The organism is Mesorhizobium sp. WSM4842 (assembly GCF_055901575.1).
Map to the genome: position 1 here is coordinate 2115001 of NZ_CM148372.1, position 16671 is coordinate 2131671.

Sequence of the window (16671 nt, forward strand, 5' to 3'; positions counted from 1 at the left end):
CGGGACACGTGAAATCCTGTCTGAAATTGGGGGGACCACCCTCCAAGCCTAAGTACTCGTGCATGACCGATAGCGAACTAGTACCGTGAGGGAAAGGTGAAAAGCACCCCGACAAGGGGAGTGAAAGAGTACCTGAAACCGATTGCCTACAAACAGTGGGAGTCCAAGGTTCGTCCTGGGTGACCACGTACCTTTTGTATAATGGGTCAGCGACTTAGTGTGACGAGCAAGCTTAAACCGCTAGGTGTAGGCGCAGCGAAAGCGAGTCTGAACAGGGCGTTCAGTTCGTCGCATTAGACCCGAAACCGAGTGATCTAGCCATGAGCAGGTTGAAGGTAAGGTAACACTTACTGGAGGACCGAACCCATAACTGTTGCAATAGTTCGGGATGACTTGTGGCTAGGGGTGAAAGGCCAATCAAACTCGGAAATAGCTGGTTCTCCGCGAAATCTATTTAGGTAGAGCGTCGACCGAATACCCCAGGGGGTAGAGCACTGGATGGGCTAGGGGTCCTCACCGGATTACCAAACCTAACCAAACTCCGAATACCTGGGAGTACTAGTCGGCAGACACACGGCGGGTGCTAACGTCCGTCGTGAAAAGGGAAACAACCCTGACCTACAGCTAAGGTCCCCAAGTTATGGCTAAGTGGGAAAGGATGTGAGGATCCCAAAACAACCAGGATGTTGGCTTAGAAGCAGCCATCATTTAAAGAAAGCGTAACAGCTCATTGGTCTAAATAAGGGTCTTTGCGCCGAAAATGTAACGGGGCTCAAGCCATACACCGAAGCTTAGGGTTCGTGAGCAATCACGAGCGGTAGCGGAGCGTTCTGTAAGCTGATGAAGCCATACCCGTGAGGGGTGGTGGAGGTATCAGAAGTGCGAATGCTGACATGAGTAACGTAAGGGGAGTGAGAGACTCCCCCGCCGAAAGTCCAAGGGTTCCTGCTTAAAGCTAATCTGAGCAGGGTTAGCCGGCCCCTAAGTCGAGGCAGAAATGCGTAGACGATGGGAACCACGTTAATATTCGTGGGCCTGGAGGAAGTGACGGATCATTGAGGTAGTCCAATCTTATCGGATTGAACGGGCTGCTGCGTGGTTCCAGGAAATAGCTCCTCCTTATAGACCGTACCCGAAACCGACACTGGTGGACTGGTAGAGTATACCAAGGCGCTTGAGAGAACTATGCTGAAGGAACTCGGCAAATTGCACGCGTAACTTCGGAAGAAGCGTGACCCTTTTCCACGCAAGTGGAGGAGGGTGGCACAGACCAGGGGGTAGCGACTGTTTATCAAAAACACAGGGCTCTGCGAAGTCGCAAGACGACGTATAGGGTCTGACGCCTGCCCGGTGCTGGAAGGTTAAGAGGAGGGGTGCAAGCTCTGAATCGAAGCCCCAGTAAACGGCGGCCGTAACTATAACGGTCCTAAGGTAGCGAAATTCCTTGTCGGGTAAGTTCCGACCTGCACGAATGGCGTAACGACTTCCCCGCTGTCTCCAGCATAGACTCAGTGAAATTGAATTCCCCGTGAAGATGCGGGGTTCCTGCGGTTAGACGGAAAGACCCCGTGCACCTTTACTATAGCTTTACATTGGCATTCGTAGTGGCATGTGTAGGATAGGTGGTAGGCTTTGAAACCTGGGCGCCAGCTCAGGTGGAGCCACCCTTGAAATACCACCCTTATCACTATGGATGTCTAACCGCGGCCCGTTATCCGGGTCCGGGACAATGTATGGTGGGTAGTTTGACTGGGGCGGTCGCCTCCTAAAGAGTAACGGAGGCGCGCGATGGTGGGCTCAGAACGGTCGGAAATCGTTCGCTGAGTGCAATGGCATAAGCCTGCCTGACTGCGAGACTGACAAGTCGAGCAGAGACGAAAGTCGGTCATAGTGATCCGGTGGTCCCGCGTGGAAGGGCCATCGCTCAACGGATAAAAGGTACGCCGGGGATAACAGGCTGATGACCCCCAAGAGTCCATATCGACGGGGTTGTTTGGCACCTCGATGTCGACTCATCGCATCCTGGGGCTGGAGCAGGTCCCAAGGGTATGGCTGTTCGCCATTTAAAGCGGTACGTGAGTTGGGTTCAGAACGTCGTGAGACAGTTCGGTCCCTATCTGCCGTGGGTGTAGGAATATTGAAAGGATCTGTCCCTAGTACGAGAGGACCGGGATGGACGGATCTCTGGTGGACCTGTTGTGGCGCCAGCCGCATAGCAGGGTAGCTATATCCGGACGGGATAACCGCTGAAGGCATCTAAGCGGGAAACCCACCTTAAAACGAGTATTCCCTGAGAACCGTGGAAGACGACCACGTTGATAGGCCGGGTGTGGAAGAGCGGCAACGCTTGAAGCTTACCGGTACTAATAGTTCGATCGGCTTGATCGTTCTCATTCCTTATGCCCATCGCCAGCGCAATCCTTCGGATTGCGCCGAGATGGTCTGTTCTCACTCACGCTTGTTCCGCCCTGCGGGCGGCGCTACGTGGGTGCGGCGCATCGGCGCCGACGGTCGGTCGACCTTGCGAAGCTTCGCTTCGAAAGGCGCCAAGACCAAAAGAACGGTAAAGGCACACATAAGACCAGCGAACAGCTCAGAGAGAGCAGAAAATAGGGTTCCCTATTCGCTACTCACTATTGGCTATTCGCTCAAAAAGCTTCTCGAGCAACGTGCGCTTTGCCGACCTGGTGGTTATGGCGGAGCGGCTGCACCCGATCCCATTCCGAACTCGGCCGTGAAACGCTCCAGCGCTGATGGTACTTCGTCTCAAGACGCGGGAGAGTAGGTCGCTGCCAGGTCTGCAAAACGCACGTCGCAAAAATCCAAATCTTCTCTCTACCAAAAGGCCCGCCAAACGGGAGCTCGGGCCGCGCAAGCGGCCCTTTCATTTGGCGGAACTCGTACCTAAGTAAAGCGCTGACTTGCTTGAAAGTTGACGCGGGGTGGAGCAGCGCCCCGTCCGCCCGCAAAGGCCGAAGGCCTCGAGGACGGACAAACCAAAAAGTCCGGGCTGCCCGGCCGGCATTCGCCGTCAAGTTGACGCGGGGTGGAGCAGCCCGGTAGCTCGTCAGGCTCATAACCTGAAGGTCACAGGTTCAAATCCTGTCCCCGCAACCAAATACACAAAACGGCCCGCCTCGCGCGGGCCGTTTTGCGTTTGCGGCCTGGCGCGGTTTCCGGCGCGGAAGCGATCATGCGGTCGAGTTCAGGCCGCGTCGGCCTACCGCAGGCTTTCCAGCTCGCGGATGCGTTTGGCGCCGTCGGCCTCGAGCTGCCGGGTGACGGCGCCGATCAGCGTTTCGGCAACGACGAAAAGGGCCGCGGAGGAGTCCCAGGCCGAGGGTACGGCGGTGCGCCCGGCGATGACATGGCGGGCAAAGCGGGCGATCGGCGACAGCCACTGGTCGGTGAACAGCACGATCTGCACGCCGCGCTGATGCGCCGTCTCGGCGAAACGGACCAGGCTGTCCTGGTAGCGCCTGATGTCGAAGATCACCAGCACGTCGCGCTTGCCCATGTCGATCAGCCGGTCGCGCCAGACGCTTTCCTGTCCGGCGAGGTGAAAGACATTGGGCTGGATGATGGCGAGGTGGGCGGCCATGTAGCGCGCCAGCGGATCGGTGAAGCGGCCACCGATCAGGAATGTCTTGCCGCGCCGATCGGCAAGCTTTGCAACGATGTCGGCAAGCTGCTTGTCCGACAGGTGCCTGAACGTCTCGCGCAGGTTGTCGAGCGTCGCCTCCAGCATCGGCGACACCGCGCCGCCGTTCGGCGATGGCGGGTTGAGCGTCCGTGACGCCGGCGACTGCAGTTGCGCCGCCAGTTCGTCCTGCAGCGCCGACTGGAATTCCGGGTAGTTCTGGAATCCGAGCCGGGCGACGAAACGCAGGATCGTCGGCGAGGAGACGCCGGCGGCAGCTGAGAACTCGGCGACAGTCTTCAGGCCGATCAGCGGATAGCTGGCGATCAGCGTTTGCGCTGCGCGGCGCTCGCCCGCCGGCATCGTACCGATGCGGTCCGAGATCAGTTCGGCAATGCTCGAAATCATCTTTTCCCCATGCCTGGCCGTTTTGCCGAAATCGCATTTGACCCGAAATCGCGTTTGACAAAGCCCGACAAACTGTATGAAATCATCCACAGGGACGCAATGAGGCAAAATACGTAACATACGATACAGCGCTCCCCGGGGACGACAGGATAATGGAGACAGCACGGCCCGCCAGCCTTGCATCGCCTGAAACCGTGAGGGTGACGAACCCCGGCGGATCGAGCCCTTTCGTGCTGACCTGCGACCACGCCTCCAATTTCCTGCCGCCGGAATTCGGAACGCTCGGCCTTGCTGCCGAAGAGCTCTCCCGCCACATCGCCTGGGATCCCGGCGCGCTGCCGGTCGCCCGCCGCATGGCCGAGGCGCTTGACGCGACGCTGGTCGAGACCCGCATTTCGCGCCTTGTCATCGACTGCAACCGCCCGCTCGACGCACCCGATCTGGTGCCGCCGGTCAGCGAGAGCACGGCCATTCCGGGCAATGCCGGCCTGTCGGAAAAGCAGCGCGCCGCGCGCATCGCCCTGTCCTGGCAGCCCTTCCACGATGCGGTCGCTGACATCATCGACAAAAGGCGGGCGCGCGGGCTTGAGACGCGGCTGGTTTCAATCCATTCCTTCACCCCGGTCTACAGGGGCAATAGCCGGCCCTGGCACATCGGCATCATCCATGACGAGGATCGCCGGCTTGCGGCGCCGCTTGTCGCCGCGCTGCAGCGGCTCGCCGGCGTCAATGTCGGCGTCAACGAACCCTATTCGCCGGCCGACCGCGTTTATTTCACGCTGGAACGGCACGCGCGCCCGCGGGGGCTACCCTGCGCGATGATCGAAATCCGCAACGACGAAATATCCGACGAAGCCGGGCAGCGGAAATGGGCGGATCTGCTCACGGGGATTTTTCTAGATCTGGAGCCCGAGGAGGCCAGGAGCTCCAGACCAAGCGCAGTGGGAAAGTCAGTACAATCGGCTAGCTAAGAACCAGAAGGGGACAAAAATGTCAGCTCAAGAATATACGGAAGTCGACAAGAAGGAGGACGTAAACGTCCTCCATGGAATGGGCTACGCTCAAGAACTCGAGCGTAGCATGAGCAAGTTTTCCAATTTCGCGATCTCGTTCTCGATCATCTGTATTTTGTCTGGCGGTATCAATTCGCTCGGTCAGGCCACATCAGGCGCCGGTGGCGCGGCGATAGGCATCGGCTGGCCCGTGGGTGTTTTGATTTCAGGCGTTTTTGCGCTGGCACTTGCACAGATTTCCTCGGCCTATCCGACAGCGGGCGGCCTGTACCATTGGGGCTCTATCCTTGGCAATCGCTTCACCGGATGGCTGTCGGCCTGGCTCAACCTGCTCGGCCTCGTGACGGTACTCGGCGCCATCAACGTCGGCACATTCTACTTCTTTTTTGGAGCTTTCGGTTCCATGTTCGGCGTCGAGGACACACTGACCCATCGCGTCGTCTTCGTGGCCGTCATCACCGTGCTTCAGGCTCTGGTCAATCATTTCGGCATTAAGCTGACGGCCAAGCTGACTGACTTCTCTGGTTACCTGATCTTTGCCACGGCGATCGCGCTGACCCTTGTTTGTCTGGGCTCTGCTTCGAGTTTTGAATTCGGAAGGCTGTTCACCTTCGCCAACTACACGGGCACCGAAGGCGCAAGCTCGGTATGGCCAGTCGCGGTTTCGGGAGGCATGGCGTTCCTGCTTGGCCTGTTGCTGCCGATCTACACCATCACCGGCTATGACGCTTCAGCGCACACGTCGGAAGAGACATTGAAGGCGGCGCATTCAGTTCCTCGCGGCATGGTTTCTTCTGTATTTTGGTCGGGGCTGTTCGGCTGGATCATGTTGTGTGCGTTCGTGCTGATGATCCCCAGCATGGACGACGCCGCAAAACAGGGCTGGAACGTGTTCTTCTGGGCGATGGATGCGCAGGTGAATCCGGCGGTCAAGCAGATCCTCTACGTTGCGATCTTCGTTTCGCAATGGCTCTGTGGCCTTGCCACGGTAACGTCGGCTTCGCGCATGCTCTTTGCCTTCTCGCGGGATGGCGGAATGCCCGGCATTTCCAAGCAACTGGCGACCGTTAGCCCGAAGCACCGGACGCCGGTCGCCGCGATATGGGGAGCCTCCATCCTGGCGATCCTATTCGTCTGGCTGACCTCTGCCATCACGATCGCTGGTACGCCGGCGTACTCCATCGTCGTGTCGTGCACCGTCATCTTCCTATTCCTGTCATTTGCAGTGCCGATTGCGCTGGGCCTGGTAACGATAGGCGGCCCGAAATGGCCGGCGATGGGCCCGTGGAATATGGGCATCGGAGCTTATCGTCTGTTTGCGATCCTCTCTCTCTTGTCAATGGCGCTGATTTTCTTCATCGGCATTCAGCCGCCGAATGACTGGGCGCTTGAGATTACCGTCGGTTTCGTTTTGCTGGCACTCATAATCTGGTTCGCTTTCGAGAACCGCCGCTTCCAGGGTCCGCCGATTGGTGACCAGATTGCAAAGCGTCAGGCGGCGATCAAGGCTGCCGAGGTAGCCATAGGCGAAGCCGGCGTCTGACACCCTCTTCATGATCATGGCCGGCGCCTTGCCGGCCATGGCGTTCCACATCTTCCAAGTGACAAGCTCAAAACGACAAGCACTGGAGTGCCAAAGGAATGGCCGGAAATTTTTCGTTCGATCAGTTGAAGAAAGCGGTCTCCAGCGGTGAGGTCGACACGGTGCTGGCCTGTATTGTCGACATGCAGGGGCGGCTGGCGGGAAAGCGGTTCCTGGCACAGTATTTCGTCGATTCCGCCCATGACGAGACGCATGGCTGCAACTATCTCTTGGCCGCCGACATCGATATGGAACCGGTGCCCGGCTACAAGGCGGCGAGCTGGTCGAAGGGTTACGGCGACTTCGTCATGAAGCCCGATCTGTCGACGCTGCGGCGCATTCCATGGCTGGAAAAGACGGCGCTGGTGATCTGCGACGTGCTCGACCACCACACCCATGACGACCTGCCGCATTCGCCGCGCGCCATCCTGAAGAAGCAGGTCAAGCGGCTGAGCGAGCGCGGCTATCTCGGCTATTTCGCCTCCGAGCTCGAATTCTATCTGTTCAGCGAAACCTACGATTCCGCTCGCAAGAAGCATTGGCAAGGCCTCGACACAGCCTCGCCCTATATCGGCGACTACCAGATCGGCATCACCACCAAGGAAGAAGGCGTCATGCGCCGGCTGCGCAACGAGATGCAAGCGGCCGGCATTCCGATCGAGAACTCCAAGGGCGAGTGGGGCCCCGGCCAGGAAGAAATCAATGTGCGTTATGCCGAGGCGCTCGAGATGGCCGACCGCCACGTCATCCTGAAGAACGGCGCCAAGGAAATCGCCGAGTCCGAAGGCAAGGCGATTTCGTTCATGGCCAAGTACAATTACGGGCTGGCCGGCAATTCCAGCCACATCCACAATTCGCTGTGGAGCGCCGACGGCGAGACGCCGCTTTTCTACGACAAGAAGGCCGACTGGACACTGTCGACGCTCGGCCAGCAATGGGCGGCGGGCCAGCTCAAATACGCCAAGGAATTCACCTGGTTCCTGGCGCCCTACGTCAACTCCTACAAGCGCTTCCAGGCCGGCACCTTCGCGCCGACCAAGATCATGTGGAGCGAGGACAACCGCACCGCCGGTTTCCGCCTGTGCGGCGAGGGCACCAAGGGCATCCGCATGGAATGCCGCATCGGCGGCGCCGATCTGAACCCCTATCTCGCCTTCGCCGCGCTGATCGCGGCCGGCCTTGCCGGCATCGACGAAAAGCTTGAACTGCAAAAACCCTTCGTCGGCGATGCCTATCAAGCCTCGCAGCTGCCGGAAATTCCGAAGACCCTGCGTGATGCCACCGAGACGCTGGCGAAATCGGAGATGCTGAAGCAGGCGCTCGGCGACGGCGTGCTCGAGCATTATGTCCATACGGCGCATTGGGAGCAGTTCGAATACGACCGCCGCATTACCGATTGGGAACTGCACAGGGGGTTCGAGCGGTACTAACTACGCCAGCGCTGCCGTTCAGCCTTTGCCGCCCGACGGGCGGGCGGCTCAAAACCGAGATTGTCATAAACTGCGAGGACTCAAGGAATGACCGAAACGGTCAAGATAAAATCTCCCGTCGATGGTTCGATCTATGCCGAACGGCCTGTGGCCACGGACCAGGCGATCAATGCGGCGGTCGAGCGTGCCAAGGCGGCGCAGGAGAAATGGGCTGAGACGCCGGTCGTCGAGCGCGGCAAATACATGCTTGCCATGCTGGAAGCGTTGGTCGCCATGACCGACGAGATCGTGCCGGAGATTGCCTGGCAGATGGGTCGTCCGGTGCGCTATGGCGGCGAATTCGGCGGCGTCAAGGAACGCACCAACTACATGGTCGAGATCGCCGAAGCGGCACTCAAGCCGGTGATGGCCTCCAATCCGAAGGACGGGTTTCGCCGCTATGTGAAGAAGGTGCCGCTCGGCGTGGTCATGGTGATTGCGCCGTGGAACTATCCCTATCTCACCGCCGTCAACACTATCGTGCCTTCGCTGATGGCCGGCAGTGCCGTCATCCTCAAGCACGCGGCGCAGACGCTGCTGGTCGGCGAACGCTTTCAGCAGGCTTTCGACAAAGCCGGCCTGCCAAGGGGCCTGTTCCAGAACCTCGTCATGAACCATGTGCAGACCGAAAGACTGCTCGGCTCAGGCAAGATCGACCATGTCAACTTCACCGGCTCGGTCGCCGGCGGACGCGCCATCGAGAAGGCCGCGGCAGGCACCTTCATGACGCTCGGCCTCGAACTCGGCGGCAAGGACCCGGCCTATGTCCTGGCCGACGCCAAGATGGACCATGCCGTCGCCAACCTGGTCGACGGCGCCTTCTACAATTCCGGCCAGTGCTGCTGCGGCATCGAGCGCGTCTATGTCCACGAGAAGGTCTATGACGAATTCGTCGAAGGCTTCATCGCCGAAACCAAGAACTACGTCGTCGGCAATCCGCTCGACCAGGGGACGACGATGGGGCCGATGGCACAGGCGCGCTTCGCCGACCTGATCCGCGAGCAAAAGGCCGAGGCGCTGCGCAAGGGCGCCAAGGCCCACATCAACATGAAGGTGGCCAATGACGAGCAAGGCTCGCCCTATCTGGCGCCGGAAGTGCTGACCGAGGTCGATCACCAGATGAGCGTCATGCGCGAGGAAAGTTTCGGGCCGATCGTCGGCATCATGAAGGTGCGCAACGACGAAGAGGCGATCGCGCTGATGAACGACAGCCCCTACGGGCTGACGGCCTCGATCTGGACGCGCGACACCGACCATGCTGCGGCTCTCGGCGATCGCATCGAGACCGGCACCGTGTTCATGAACCGCTGCGACTATCTCGATCCGGCGCTGGTCTGGACCGGCGTCAAGGACACCGGCAAGGGCGCTGCGCTGTCGGCCATCGGCTACGACAATCTGACGAGGCCGAAGTCATATCATCTGCGTGAAGCCATCTGATTTTCTGAAAGATAAAAATGACAAAATTGATTTCCAAATGGAACTACCCGACAACCGTGCGCTTCGGCGCGGGGCGCATCAAGGAATTGCCTGATGTGCTTGATGCGACCGGCATCAAACGGCCGCTGTTCGTTACCGATCCAGGGCTGGCCAAACTTCCGGTCGTCGCTTCTACGTTGAAGATCCTCGACGACGCCAAGGTGCCCTATGGCGTGTTTTCCGAGGTCAAGCCGAACCCGGTCGACTCCAACCTGACCGCCGGCATTGCCGTGTTCAAGAAGGGCAAGCATGACGGCGTCATCGCCTTCGGCGGTGGCTCGGCGCTCGACCTCGGCAAGCTGATCGCCTTCCAGGCCGGCCAGGCGCGGCCGGTCTGGGATTTCGAAGATGTCGGTGACTGGTGGACGCGCGCCAACTCCGATGCGATCGCGCCGATCATCGCTGTGCCGACCACCGCCGGCACCGGATCGGAAGTTGGCCGCGCCGGCGTCATCACCAATGAAGCGACCCACACCAAGAAGGTCATCTTCCATCCGAAACTTTTGCCGGCCATCGTCATCGCCGATCCGGAACTGTCGGTCGGCATGCCGGGCTTCATCACCGCCGGCACCGGCATGGACGCGCTTGCCCACTGCCTGGAAGCCTATTGCGCGCCGGGCTATCATCCGATGGCCGATGGCATCGCGGTCGAAGGCGTGCGGCTCGTCTTCGAGAACCTGCCCAAAGCCTATGCCAACGGCAAGGATCTCGTCGCCCGCGCCCACATGATGAGTGCGGCAGCGATGGGTGCTGCCGCCTTCCAGAAGGGGCTGGGCGCCATCCACTCGCTGTCGCATCCGATCGGCGCGCTTTACGACACCCATCATGGCATGACCAACGCCGTGTTTATGCCTTATGTGCTGGCCTTCAACCGCGACGCCATCGAGGCGCGCATCGCCCGGCTCGCGGCTTATTGCGGCATCAAAGGCGGCTTCGACGGCTTCGCCAAGGCTGTCATCAAGCTGCGCAAGGAATTGAAGGTGCCGCACGCGCTGCCGGGCCTGATCAAGGGGCTCGACATGGACAAGAAGCGCAAGGGCCTGATCGCCGACATGGCGGTGGTCGATCCGACCGCCGGCGGCAACCCGGTCAAGCTGACCAGGAAGGCGGCGCTGACGTTGCTCGACAATGCCATTGCCGGCACCGTTTGAGACGGTTTCGCGCCGAAAATTGATCTGGGAAATGAGGGCAAAGAAAGGGGAAGAGATGAAAGGTAAGACCGAAATTCGTTAGCCGGAAAAATAATCGCGGAGCGATTGCTACAGCCGGTTAAAAAGAGTTTACTTTTTCGTACTGCTGGGCATCGCTTTCACAAAGCTTTCATCGGGTTGTCACACGAAAACGATACCGCATCGCAGGCGTCCAACGGCGTCAGTTCAACGGAGAGAACACATGTTCAAATTCACGGGAAAAGTGCTTTCCCTCACGGCCGTCGCCCTGATGGCGACCTCTGCCATCTCGTCGGCGCAGTCCATGGATGAACTGGTCGCCGCCGCCAAGGCGGAAGGCCAACTCACCACCATCGCGCTGCCGCACAGCTGGTGCGGCTACGGCGACGTCATCGCCGGCTTCAAGGCGAAGTATCCGGAAATCACCATCAACGAGCTCAATCCCGATGCCGGCTCCGGCGACGAGATCGAGGCGATCAAGGCCAACAAGGACAATAAGGGCCCGCAGGCGCCTGATGTCATCGACGTCGGCCTGTCTTTTGGCCCGTCCGCCAAGGCAGACAGCCTGATCCAGCCCTACAAGGTGTCGACCTGGGATACGATCCCTGACAGCGCCAAGGATGCCGATGGCTACTGGTACGGCGACTATTATGGCGTGCTCGCCTTCGGCGTGAACAAGGCCGTCGTGCAGAACGCACCACAGGACTGGGCTGACCTGCTGAAGTCGGAATATGCCAACTCGGTGGCGCTCGCCGGTGACCCGCGCACATCGAACAACGCCGTCATGTCGGTTTACGCTTCGGGCCTCGCGGCTGGCGGTACCGGCGGCCAGGATGCCGCCGCCAAGGGTCTGCAGTTCTTCAAGCAGCTCAACGATGGCGGCAACTTCGTGCCGGTCGACGGTGAAGCGGCAGCTGTCGCCCAGGGCACGACACCGATCGTGATGAACTGGGACTACAACCTGCTTGCCATGCGCGACAAGATGGCCGGCAATCCGGAAATCGAAATCGTCGTGCCAAAGGGAGCGGTGGTCGCAGGCGTCTACGTACAGGCGATCAGCGCCTATGCGCCGCATCCGAACGCCGCCAAGCTGTGGATGGAGTATCTCTATTCAGACGAAGGCCAGCTCGGCTGGCTGAAGGGCTATTGCCACCCGATCCGCTTCAATGATCTAGCCAAGAAGGGCGTGATCCCGAAGGAGATGCTGGACAAGCTGCCGGCGGCCGAGAACTACGAAAAAGCGATCTTCCCAACCTTGGAGGAACAGAACGCCGCCAAGAAGGAAATCAGCACGAATTGGGATGCCATCGTTGGCGCCGTCGTGAAGTAATTCATAGGGCGCCGGGCGGCGAGCCGCCCGGCGCCCTATGCCAGCTTCGGGAATTCCATGGCAGACTCCACAATATCCGAGACAGCCCGCGTCAGTCCTCGCGCGCCGGAGATCAGCCGCCTTCGGCTGCCACTGCATTGGTTAGGCGTAACTCCGTTCTTCGCTTTCGCACTGGTCTTCCTGATCTTGCCCACGGTCGGGCTGATCGCGGGCGCGTTCAAAAATGCAGCCGGCGACTATACGTTCGACAACATCATAGCGTTGTCGCAACCCAAGCTCGCGGCGGCCTATTGGGTATCCATTCAGATCAGCTTTGTTTCTGCGATCCTTGGCGCCTTGATCGGTCTGGCGATGGCCGTGGCAGTCGTTCGCGGAGGCTTGCCGCCGTGGTTACGCTCGGCAACATTGACCTTCTCGGGCGTCGCCTCGAATTTCGCCGGCGTACCGCTGGCATTCTCGTTCATCGCGACGCTAGGTCGGCTCGGAGTGGCGACGATCCTGTTGCGTGACATTTTCGGCATTAACATCTATTCGCTCGGCTTCAGTATCTTTTCGTTCTGGGGTCTGATTCTCACCTACCTTTATTTCCAGATTCCGTTGATGATCGTGATCATCACACCGGCGGTCGATGGGCTGAAGAAGGAATGGGGCGAAGCTGCCGCGACGCTCGGGGCAACCAATTGGCAATATTGGCGCATGGTGGTCATCCCGGTGTTATGGCCGAGTTTTCTCGGTACGACGGTCCTCCTCTTTGCCAACGCGTTCGGGGCGGTCGCAACGGCCTATGCACTGACGGGGCCGTCACTCAACATCGTGCCAATTCAGCTGTTCGCGCAGATTCGCGGCGACGTGCTTTACAATCCGAATCTAGGCTACGCACTTGCATTCGGCATGATCGTCATCACCGGCCTGGCCAATCTCTTCTATATCTTGTTCCAACGGCGAGCCGAACGGTGGCTGAAATGAAGCAAGGCAACCGCTTTTGGGCCTGGCTCGTTTTTGGCGTGGGAACCACTTATTTCGTCCTGCCGCTTGTGGCGACCTTTGAATTCTCCTTGCGTAAGCGGCGAGGGGAATATTCCTTTGACGCCTACCGCTCGGTCTTCGAAGATCCGAATTTCCAGGCGACATTTACCTATTCCGTCGTTGTGGCGGTATTCACCATCCTTTTGGGCGTGCTCCTGGTCGTGCCGACGGCTTACTGGATACGGCTGCGGCTACCGAATCTGCGGCCGGTCGTAGAGTTCATCACCCTGCTGCCGCTGGTTATCCCCGCTATCGTCATCGTCTTCGGCTACATCAGAATGTTCGGTTCGAATTCAGCGTTGCCTTTTCTGGCGACGGCGCGTGGCACCGATGCTCTGCTGGTCATCGGCTATGCAGTGCTGGCGCTGCCTTATATGTACCGGGCGGTCGATACCGGTCTCAGGACCATCGACGTCAGAACGCTCACCGAAGCCGCACAAATCCTCGGCGCCGGCTGGACCACCATCATCGCCCGCATCATCCTGCCGAACGTACTGATCGCTGTCCTATCCGGCGCGTTCCTGAGTTTTGCCATCGTCATCGGCGAGTTCACCATGGCCTCGCTGCTGAATCGCCCGGCCTTCGGCCCCTATCTGCAGAACATCGGCGCCAACAGTGCCTATGAGCCGTCGGCACTGGCGCTCATTTCGTTCGCCATCACCTGGGGCTGTATGTCGCTGATCCAGATCCTGTCGCGTTTTGCGCCGCGATCGGCGAACCGGCCAAACTGATCGAAAAAGTACTGACCGAAAGAAAAGCCATGGCCGAGCCATTCCTCTCCATCCAGCAGGTTCGAAAAGCTTTCGGCGCCACCACCGTCGTCCAGGACTTCAATCTCGACGTCGAGCCGGGCGAATTCGTCTCGTTCCTCGGGCCGTCGGGCTGCGGCAAGACGACGGTGCTGCGCATGGTCGCCGGCTTCGAGGAGCCGAGCGCCGGCAAGATCGTGGTGGCCGGCAAGGACATCACCCGGCTCAAGCCCAACCAGCGCAATGTCGGCATGGTGTTCCAGGCCTACGCGCTGTTTCCGAACCTGACCGTGGCGCAAAACATCGGCTTCGGGCTGAAGGTCGCGGGCATGCCCAAGGCCGATGCCGACAGGCGCGTTGCCGAGATGCTCGACCTCATCAAGCTGCCGCAGATGGGCGACCGCTATCCCTATCAGCTCTCCGGCGGCCAGCAGCAGCGTATCGCGCTGGCGCGGGCGATTGCGCCGAAGCCGAAGCTCCTGCTGCTCGACGAGCCGCTGTCGGCGCTCGACGCCAAGGTGCGCGTGTCGCTGCGCGAGGAAATCCGCTCGATCCAAAAGAAGCTCGGCATCACCACCGTCTTCGTCACCCACGACCAGGAAGAGGCGCTGTCGATCTCTGACCGCATCGCCGTCATGTATGGCGGCAAGGCCGAGCAGGTCGGCACGCCGTTCGAGATCTACAACCGGCCGGCAACCAAGTTCGTCGCCAATTTCGTCGGCACACTGAACGTGCTCGAGGGTACCGTCACCGACGCGGCGTCGGGCAAGGTGCGCGTCAACGCGCAAGAGATCTCGCTCAAGGGCAAGCTCAACGGCTCCAAGTCCGGCGACACGCTGTCGCTGGCACTGCGGCCCGAAGCGATTTCGCTCGGCCGCCATCCCGGCCGCGACGCGAGCCTTTCGGGCGAGATCACCGAAGTGCATTTCCTCGGCTCGGTCATCCGGGTTCGCGTCGGCATCGGCGGCAGCACGGTGTCGCTCGACACGTTTAACAGCCCGGCCACACCGCCGCCCGCCGTCGGCGAAAAGGCCGAGATTTCCTTCTCGTCAGGCGACATGCTGGTGCTGCATTAGGGCAAGAGTGAATAGTGAATGGTGAATAGCAAGAAGTGCACTTTACGCGCCGAAATTTCTCTGCAAGCGACCATTCACCATTCACCATTCACCATTCACCAGCCAAAGCCGGTCGCCGTTTTTTTGCAGTGCCAATCGCCCGGCTTCACCGGTACGGTAGGGCATGGCGCTTTTCGAGCTGACCCTTATTCTTCTGCTGATCGCCGTCGCGCTGACGGCGCTGTCGCGGCGTCTCCAGGTTCCCTATCCGTCGTTGCTGGCGTTGGCAGGCGCGGGCATCGCCTTCCTGCCGTTTGCGCCGACCATCGAGATCGATCCCGAACTGGCGCTCGCCTTGTTCATCGCGCCGGTGCTTCTTGACGCGGCCTACGACACGTCACTGCGCGATCTCAATCGCTACAGACTGCCGCTTGTCTTGCTGGCGCTTGGCGCCGTCGTTTTCACCACCGCTGCCGTGGCGCTCGTTGGATGGACAATGGCAGGCCTGCCGATCGCTGCGGCGATCGCCCTTGGCGCGATCGTCGCGCCGCCCGATGCCGTCGCGGCGTCTGCCGTGCTTGGACAGTTCAAGGTGCCGCACCGCGTCACCGCGATCCTGCAAGGCGAAAGCCTGCTCAACGACGCCACGGCACTCCTGATCTACCGCATGGCGGTTTCGACCGCTGCCGGCTCCATCCTGCTGAGCAGCGCGGTTCCAATGATCTTGCTGTCGACGGTCGGCAGCCTTGCCGCTGGTTATGTGCTCGGCCAGTTGTCTCTCGTCACCCTCAGTCGCATCAGAGATCCGGCAAGCGGCACGGTGGTGCAATTTGCCGGAACATTCGGCGTTTGGATCCTGGCCGACAGGATCGGGCTCTCCGCCATTATAACAATCGTGGTCTATGCCATGACCATCGCGCGCACCGCGCCGCGCCGCATGCCGGCCAGAAATCGCGTCAGTTCCTACTCGGTCTGGGAGACGGCGGTCTTCGTGCTCAACGTGCTGGCATTCGTCCTGATGGGACTTCAGGCACGGTTGATCGTCGGCCGGCTTGCCGAGCAGGGGCAGGTCGAAGCGTTCGTCTTCGCCGCAGCCGTGCTGGCTGTCGTCATCGTCTCGCGTCTCGCCTGGGTGCTGGGATGCGGCGCGATCATGAGGTGGCTTGCCAGCTTCGGTGACGCGGATCGGCAGGCCGAAGCCCCGTCGTTTCGCGGCGGCGTGCTGATCGGCTGGTGCGGCATGCGCGGTCTGGTCACCCTTGCTGCAGCTTTTGCCTTGCCGGCCGACTTTCCGGGCCGCGACCCGATCGTGCTCGCCGCTTTCTCGGTCGTCCTCGGCACATTGGTGCTGCAAGGCATCAGCCTGAAGCCGCTGCTGCGCTTGCTTGGTCTCGATCCGGACGAAATTGTCGACCGCGAAGTCGCGCAGGCGCGCGTCGCCATCATGCAGGCAGCGCTGGACGTGTTGAGCGGCAAGACATCGAATGCCGCGGTTGCGGTCCGCGAGCAATTTACCGCGCAGCGCGTGATCGCCGAAAATCCTGACGACGCCCAGGCTGCGACCGAGTACGACAGGTTGCGGCTCTACGCCATCAAGAGCCAGCGTGACGCGCTGGAACAGCTGCGTATCGACGGGACGATCGGCGACGAAGCATATCATCGCCTGGAGGAGGAAATCGACTGGTCGGAACTGGCCGCCTCTCCGCCCGGACGATTCCAGCCGCTGACGACTTAGAGACCGTTTGGAAACTCTA

Annotated in this window: 11 protein-coding genes, 1 tRNA gene and 2 rRNA genes (1 of these 14 only partly in view); 13 read left to right on the top strand and 1 reads right to left on the bottom strand. The window is 60.2% G+C overall.

The window, feature by feature from the left end; genetic code table 11:
- From AC0NIE_RS10225 to AC0NIE_RS10235, 3 genes are all read left to right on the top strand, one after another.
- Positions 1-2388: ribosomal RNA gene (locus tag AC0NIE_RS10225) — 23S ribosomal RNA — on the top strand; it begins 432 nt to the left of the window's first position.
- A gap of 295 nt (positions 2389-2683) precedes the next feature.
- Positions 2684-2798 (top strand): 5S ribosomal RNA (rrf, locus tag AC0NIE_RS10230).
- A gap of 242 nt (positions 2799-3040) precedes the next feature.
- Positions 3041-3117, top strand: a tRNA-Met gene (locus AC0NIE_RS10235).
- 103 nt (positions 3118-3220) lie between these two features.
- On the opposite strand, the gene AC0NIE_RS10240 is transcribed toward AC0NIE_RS10235, so the two are convergent.
- A complete protein-coding gene (locus tag AC0NIE_RS10240; RefSeq protein WP_292598548.1) occupies positions 3221-4048 on the bottom strand; it encodes a MurR/RpiR family transcriptional regulator in 828 nt (275 codons plus the stop codon).
- 152 nt (positions 4049-4200) lie between these two features.
- Here AC0NIE_RS10240 and AC0NIE_RS10245 point away from each other — a divergent pair, with 152 nt between their 5' ends.
- The 10 genes from AC0NIE_RS10245 (at position 4201) to AC0NIE_RS10290 (ending at position 16652) form a co-directional block, all read left to right on the top strand.
- Positions 4201-5019: an N-formylglutamate amidohydrolase gene (locus AC0NIE_RS10245; RefSeq protein ID WP_473486390.1), complete on the top strand. Its 819-nt coding sequence runs from the start codon at positions 4201-4203 to the stop codon at positions 5017-5019.
- Positions 5020-5038: 19 nt separating this feature from the next.
- On the top strand, positions 5039-6604 hold the full coding sequence (locus tag AC0NIE_RS10250; protein WP_419694648.1) for an amino acid permease: 1566 nt from the start codon (positions 5039-5041) through the stop codon (positions 6602-6604).
- Between the two features lie 98 nt (positions 6605-6702).
- Positions 6703-8073, top strand: a complete 1371-nt coding sequence (locus AC0NIE_RS10255; RefSeq protein ID WP_292210348.1) for a glutamine synthetase family protein — start codon at positions 6703-6705, stop codon at positions 8071-8073.
- An 87-nt stretch (positions 8074-8160) separates the two neighbouring features.
- Entirely contained in the window at positions 8161-9549 is a 1389-nt protein-coding gene (locus AC0NIE_RS10260) for an aldehyde dehydrogenase family protein (protein WP_473486391.1), read from the top strand.
- A 17-nt stretch (positions 9550-9566) separates the two neighbouring features.
- On the top strand, positions 9567-10739 hold the full coding sequence (locus tag AC0NIE_RS10265; RefSeq protein ID WP_473486392.1) for an iron-containing alcohol dehydrogenase: 1173 nt from the start codon (positions 9567-9569) through the stop codon (positions 10737-10739).
- 241 nt (positions 10740-10980) lie between these two features.
- Entirely contained in the window at positions 10981-12087 is a 1107-nt protein-coding gene (locus tag AC0NIE_RS10270; protein ID WP_473486393.1) for an ABC transporter substrate-binding protein, read from the top strand.
- Positions 12088-12144: 57 nt separating this feature from the next.
- Positions 12145-13053, top strand: coding sequence for an ABC transporter permease (locus AC0NIE_RS10275; RefSeq protein WP_473486394.1), 909 nt, complete (start codon positions 12145-12147; stop codon positions 13051-13053).
- Positions 13050-13844 carry an ABC transporter permease gene (locus tag AC0NIE_RS10280; RefSeq protein ID WP_473486395.1) on the top strand — a complete coding sequence of 265 codons (795 nt, stop codon included), beginning with the start codon at positions 13050-13052 and terminating at the stop codon, positions 13842-13844. Before AC0NIE_RS10275 ends, AC0NIE_RS10280 begins: the two co-directional genes overlap by 4 nt.
- A gap of 29 nt (positions 13845-13873) precedes the next feature.
- Complete coding sequence (locus AC0NIE_RS10285) at positions 13874-14938, top strand: ABC transporter ATP-binding protein (protein ID WP_473486396.1); 1065 nt, start codon at positions 13874-13876, stop codon at positions 14936-14938.
- Positions 14939-15101: 163 nt separating this feature from the next.
- Positions 15102-16652, top strand: coding sequence for a cation:proton antiporter (locus tag AC0NIE_RS10290; protein ID WP_473486397.1), 1551 nt, complete (start codon positions 15102-15104; stop codon positions 16650-16652).
- The last annotated feature ends 19 nt before the right edge of the window (positions 16653-16671 follow it).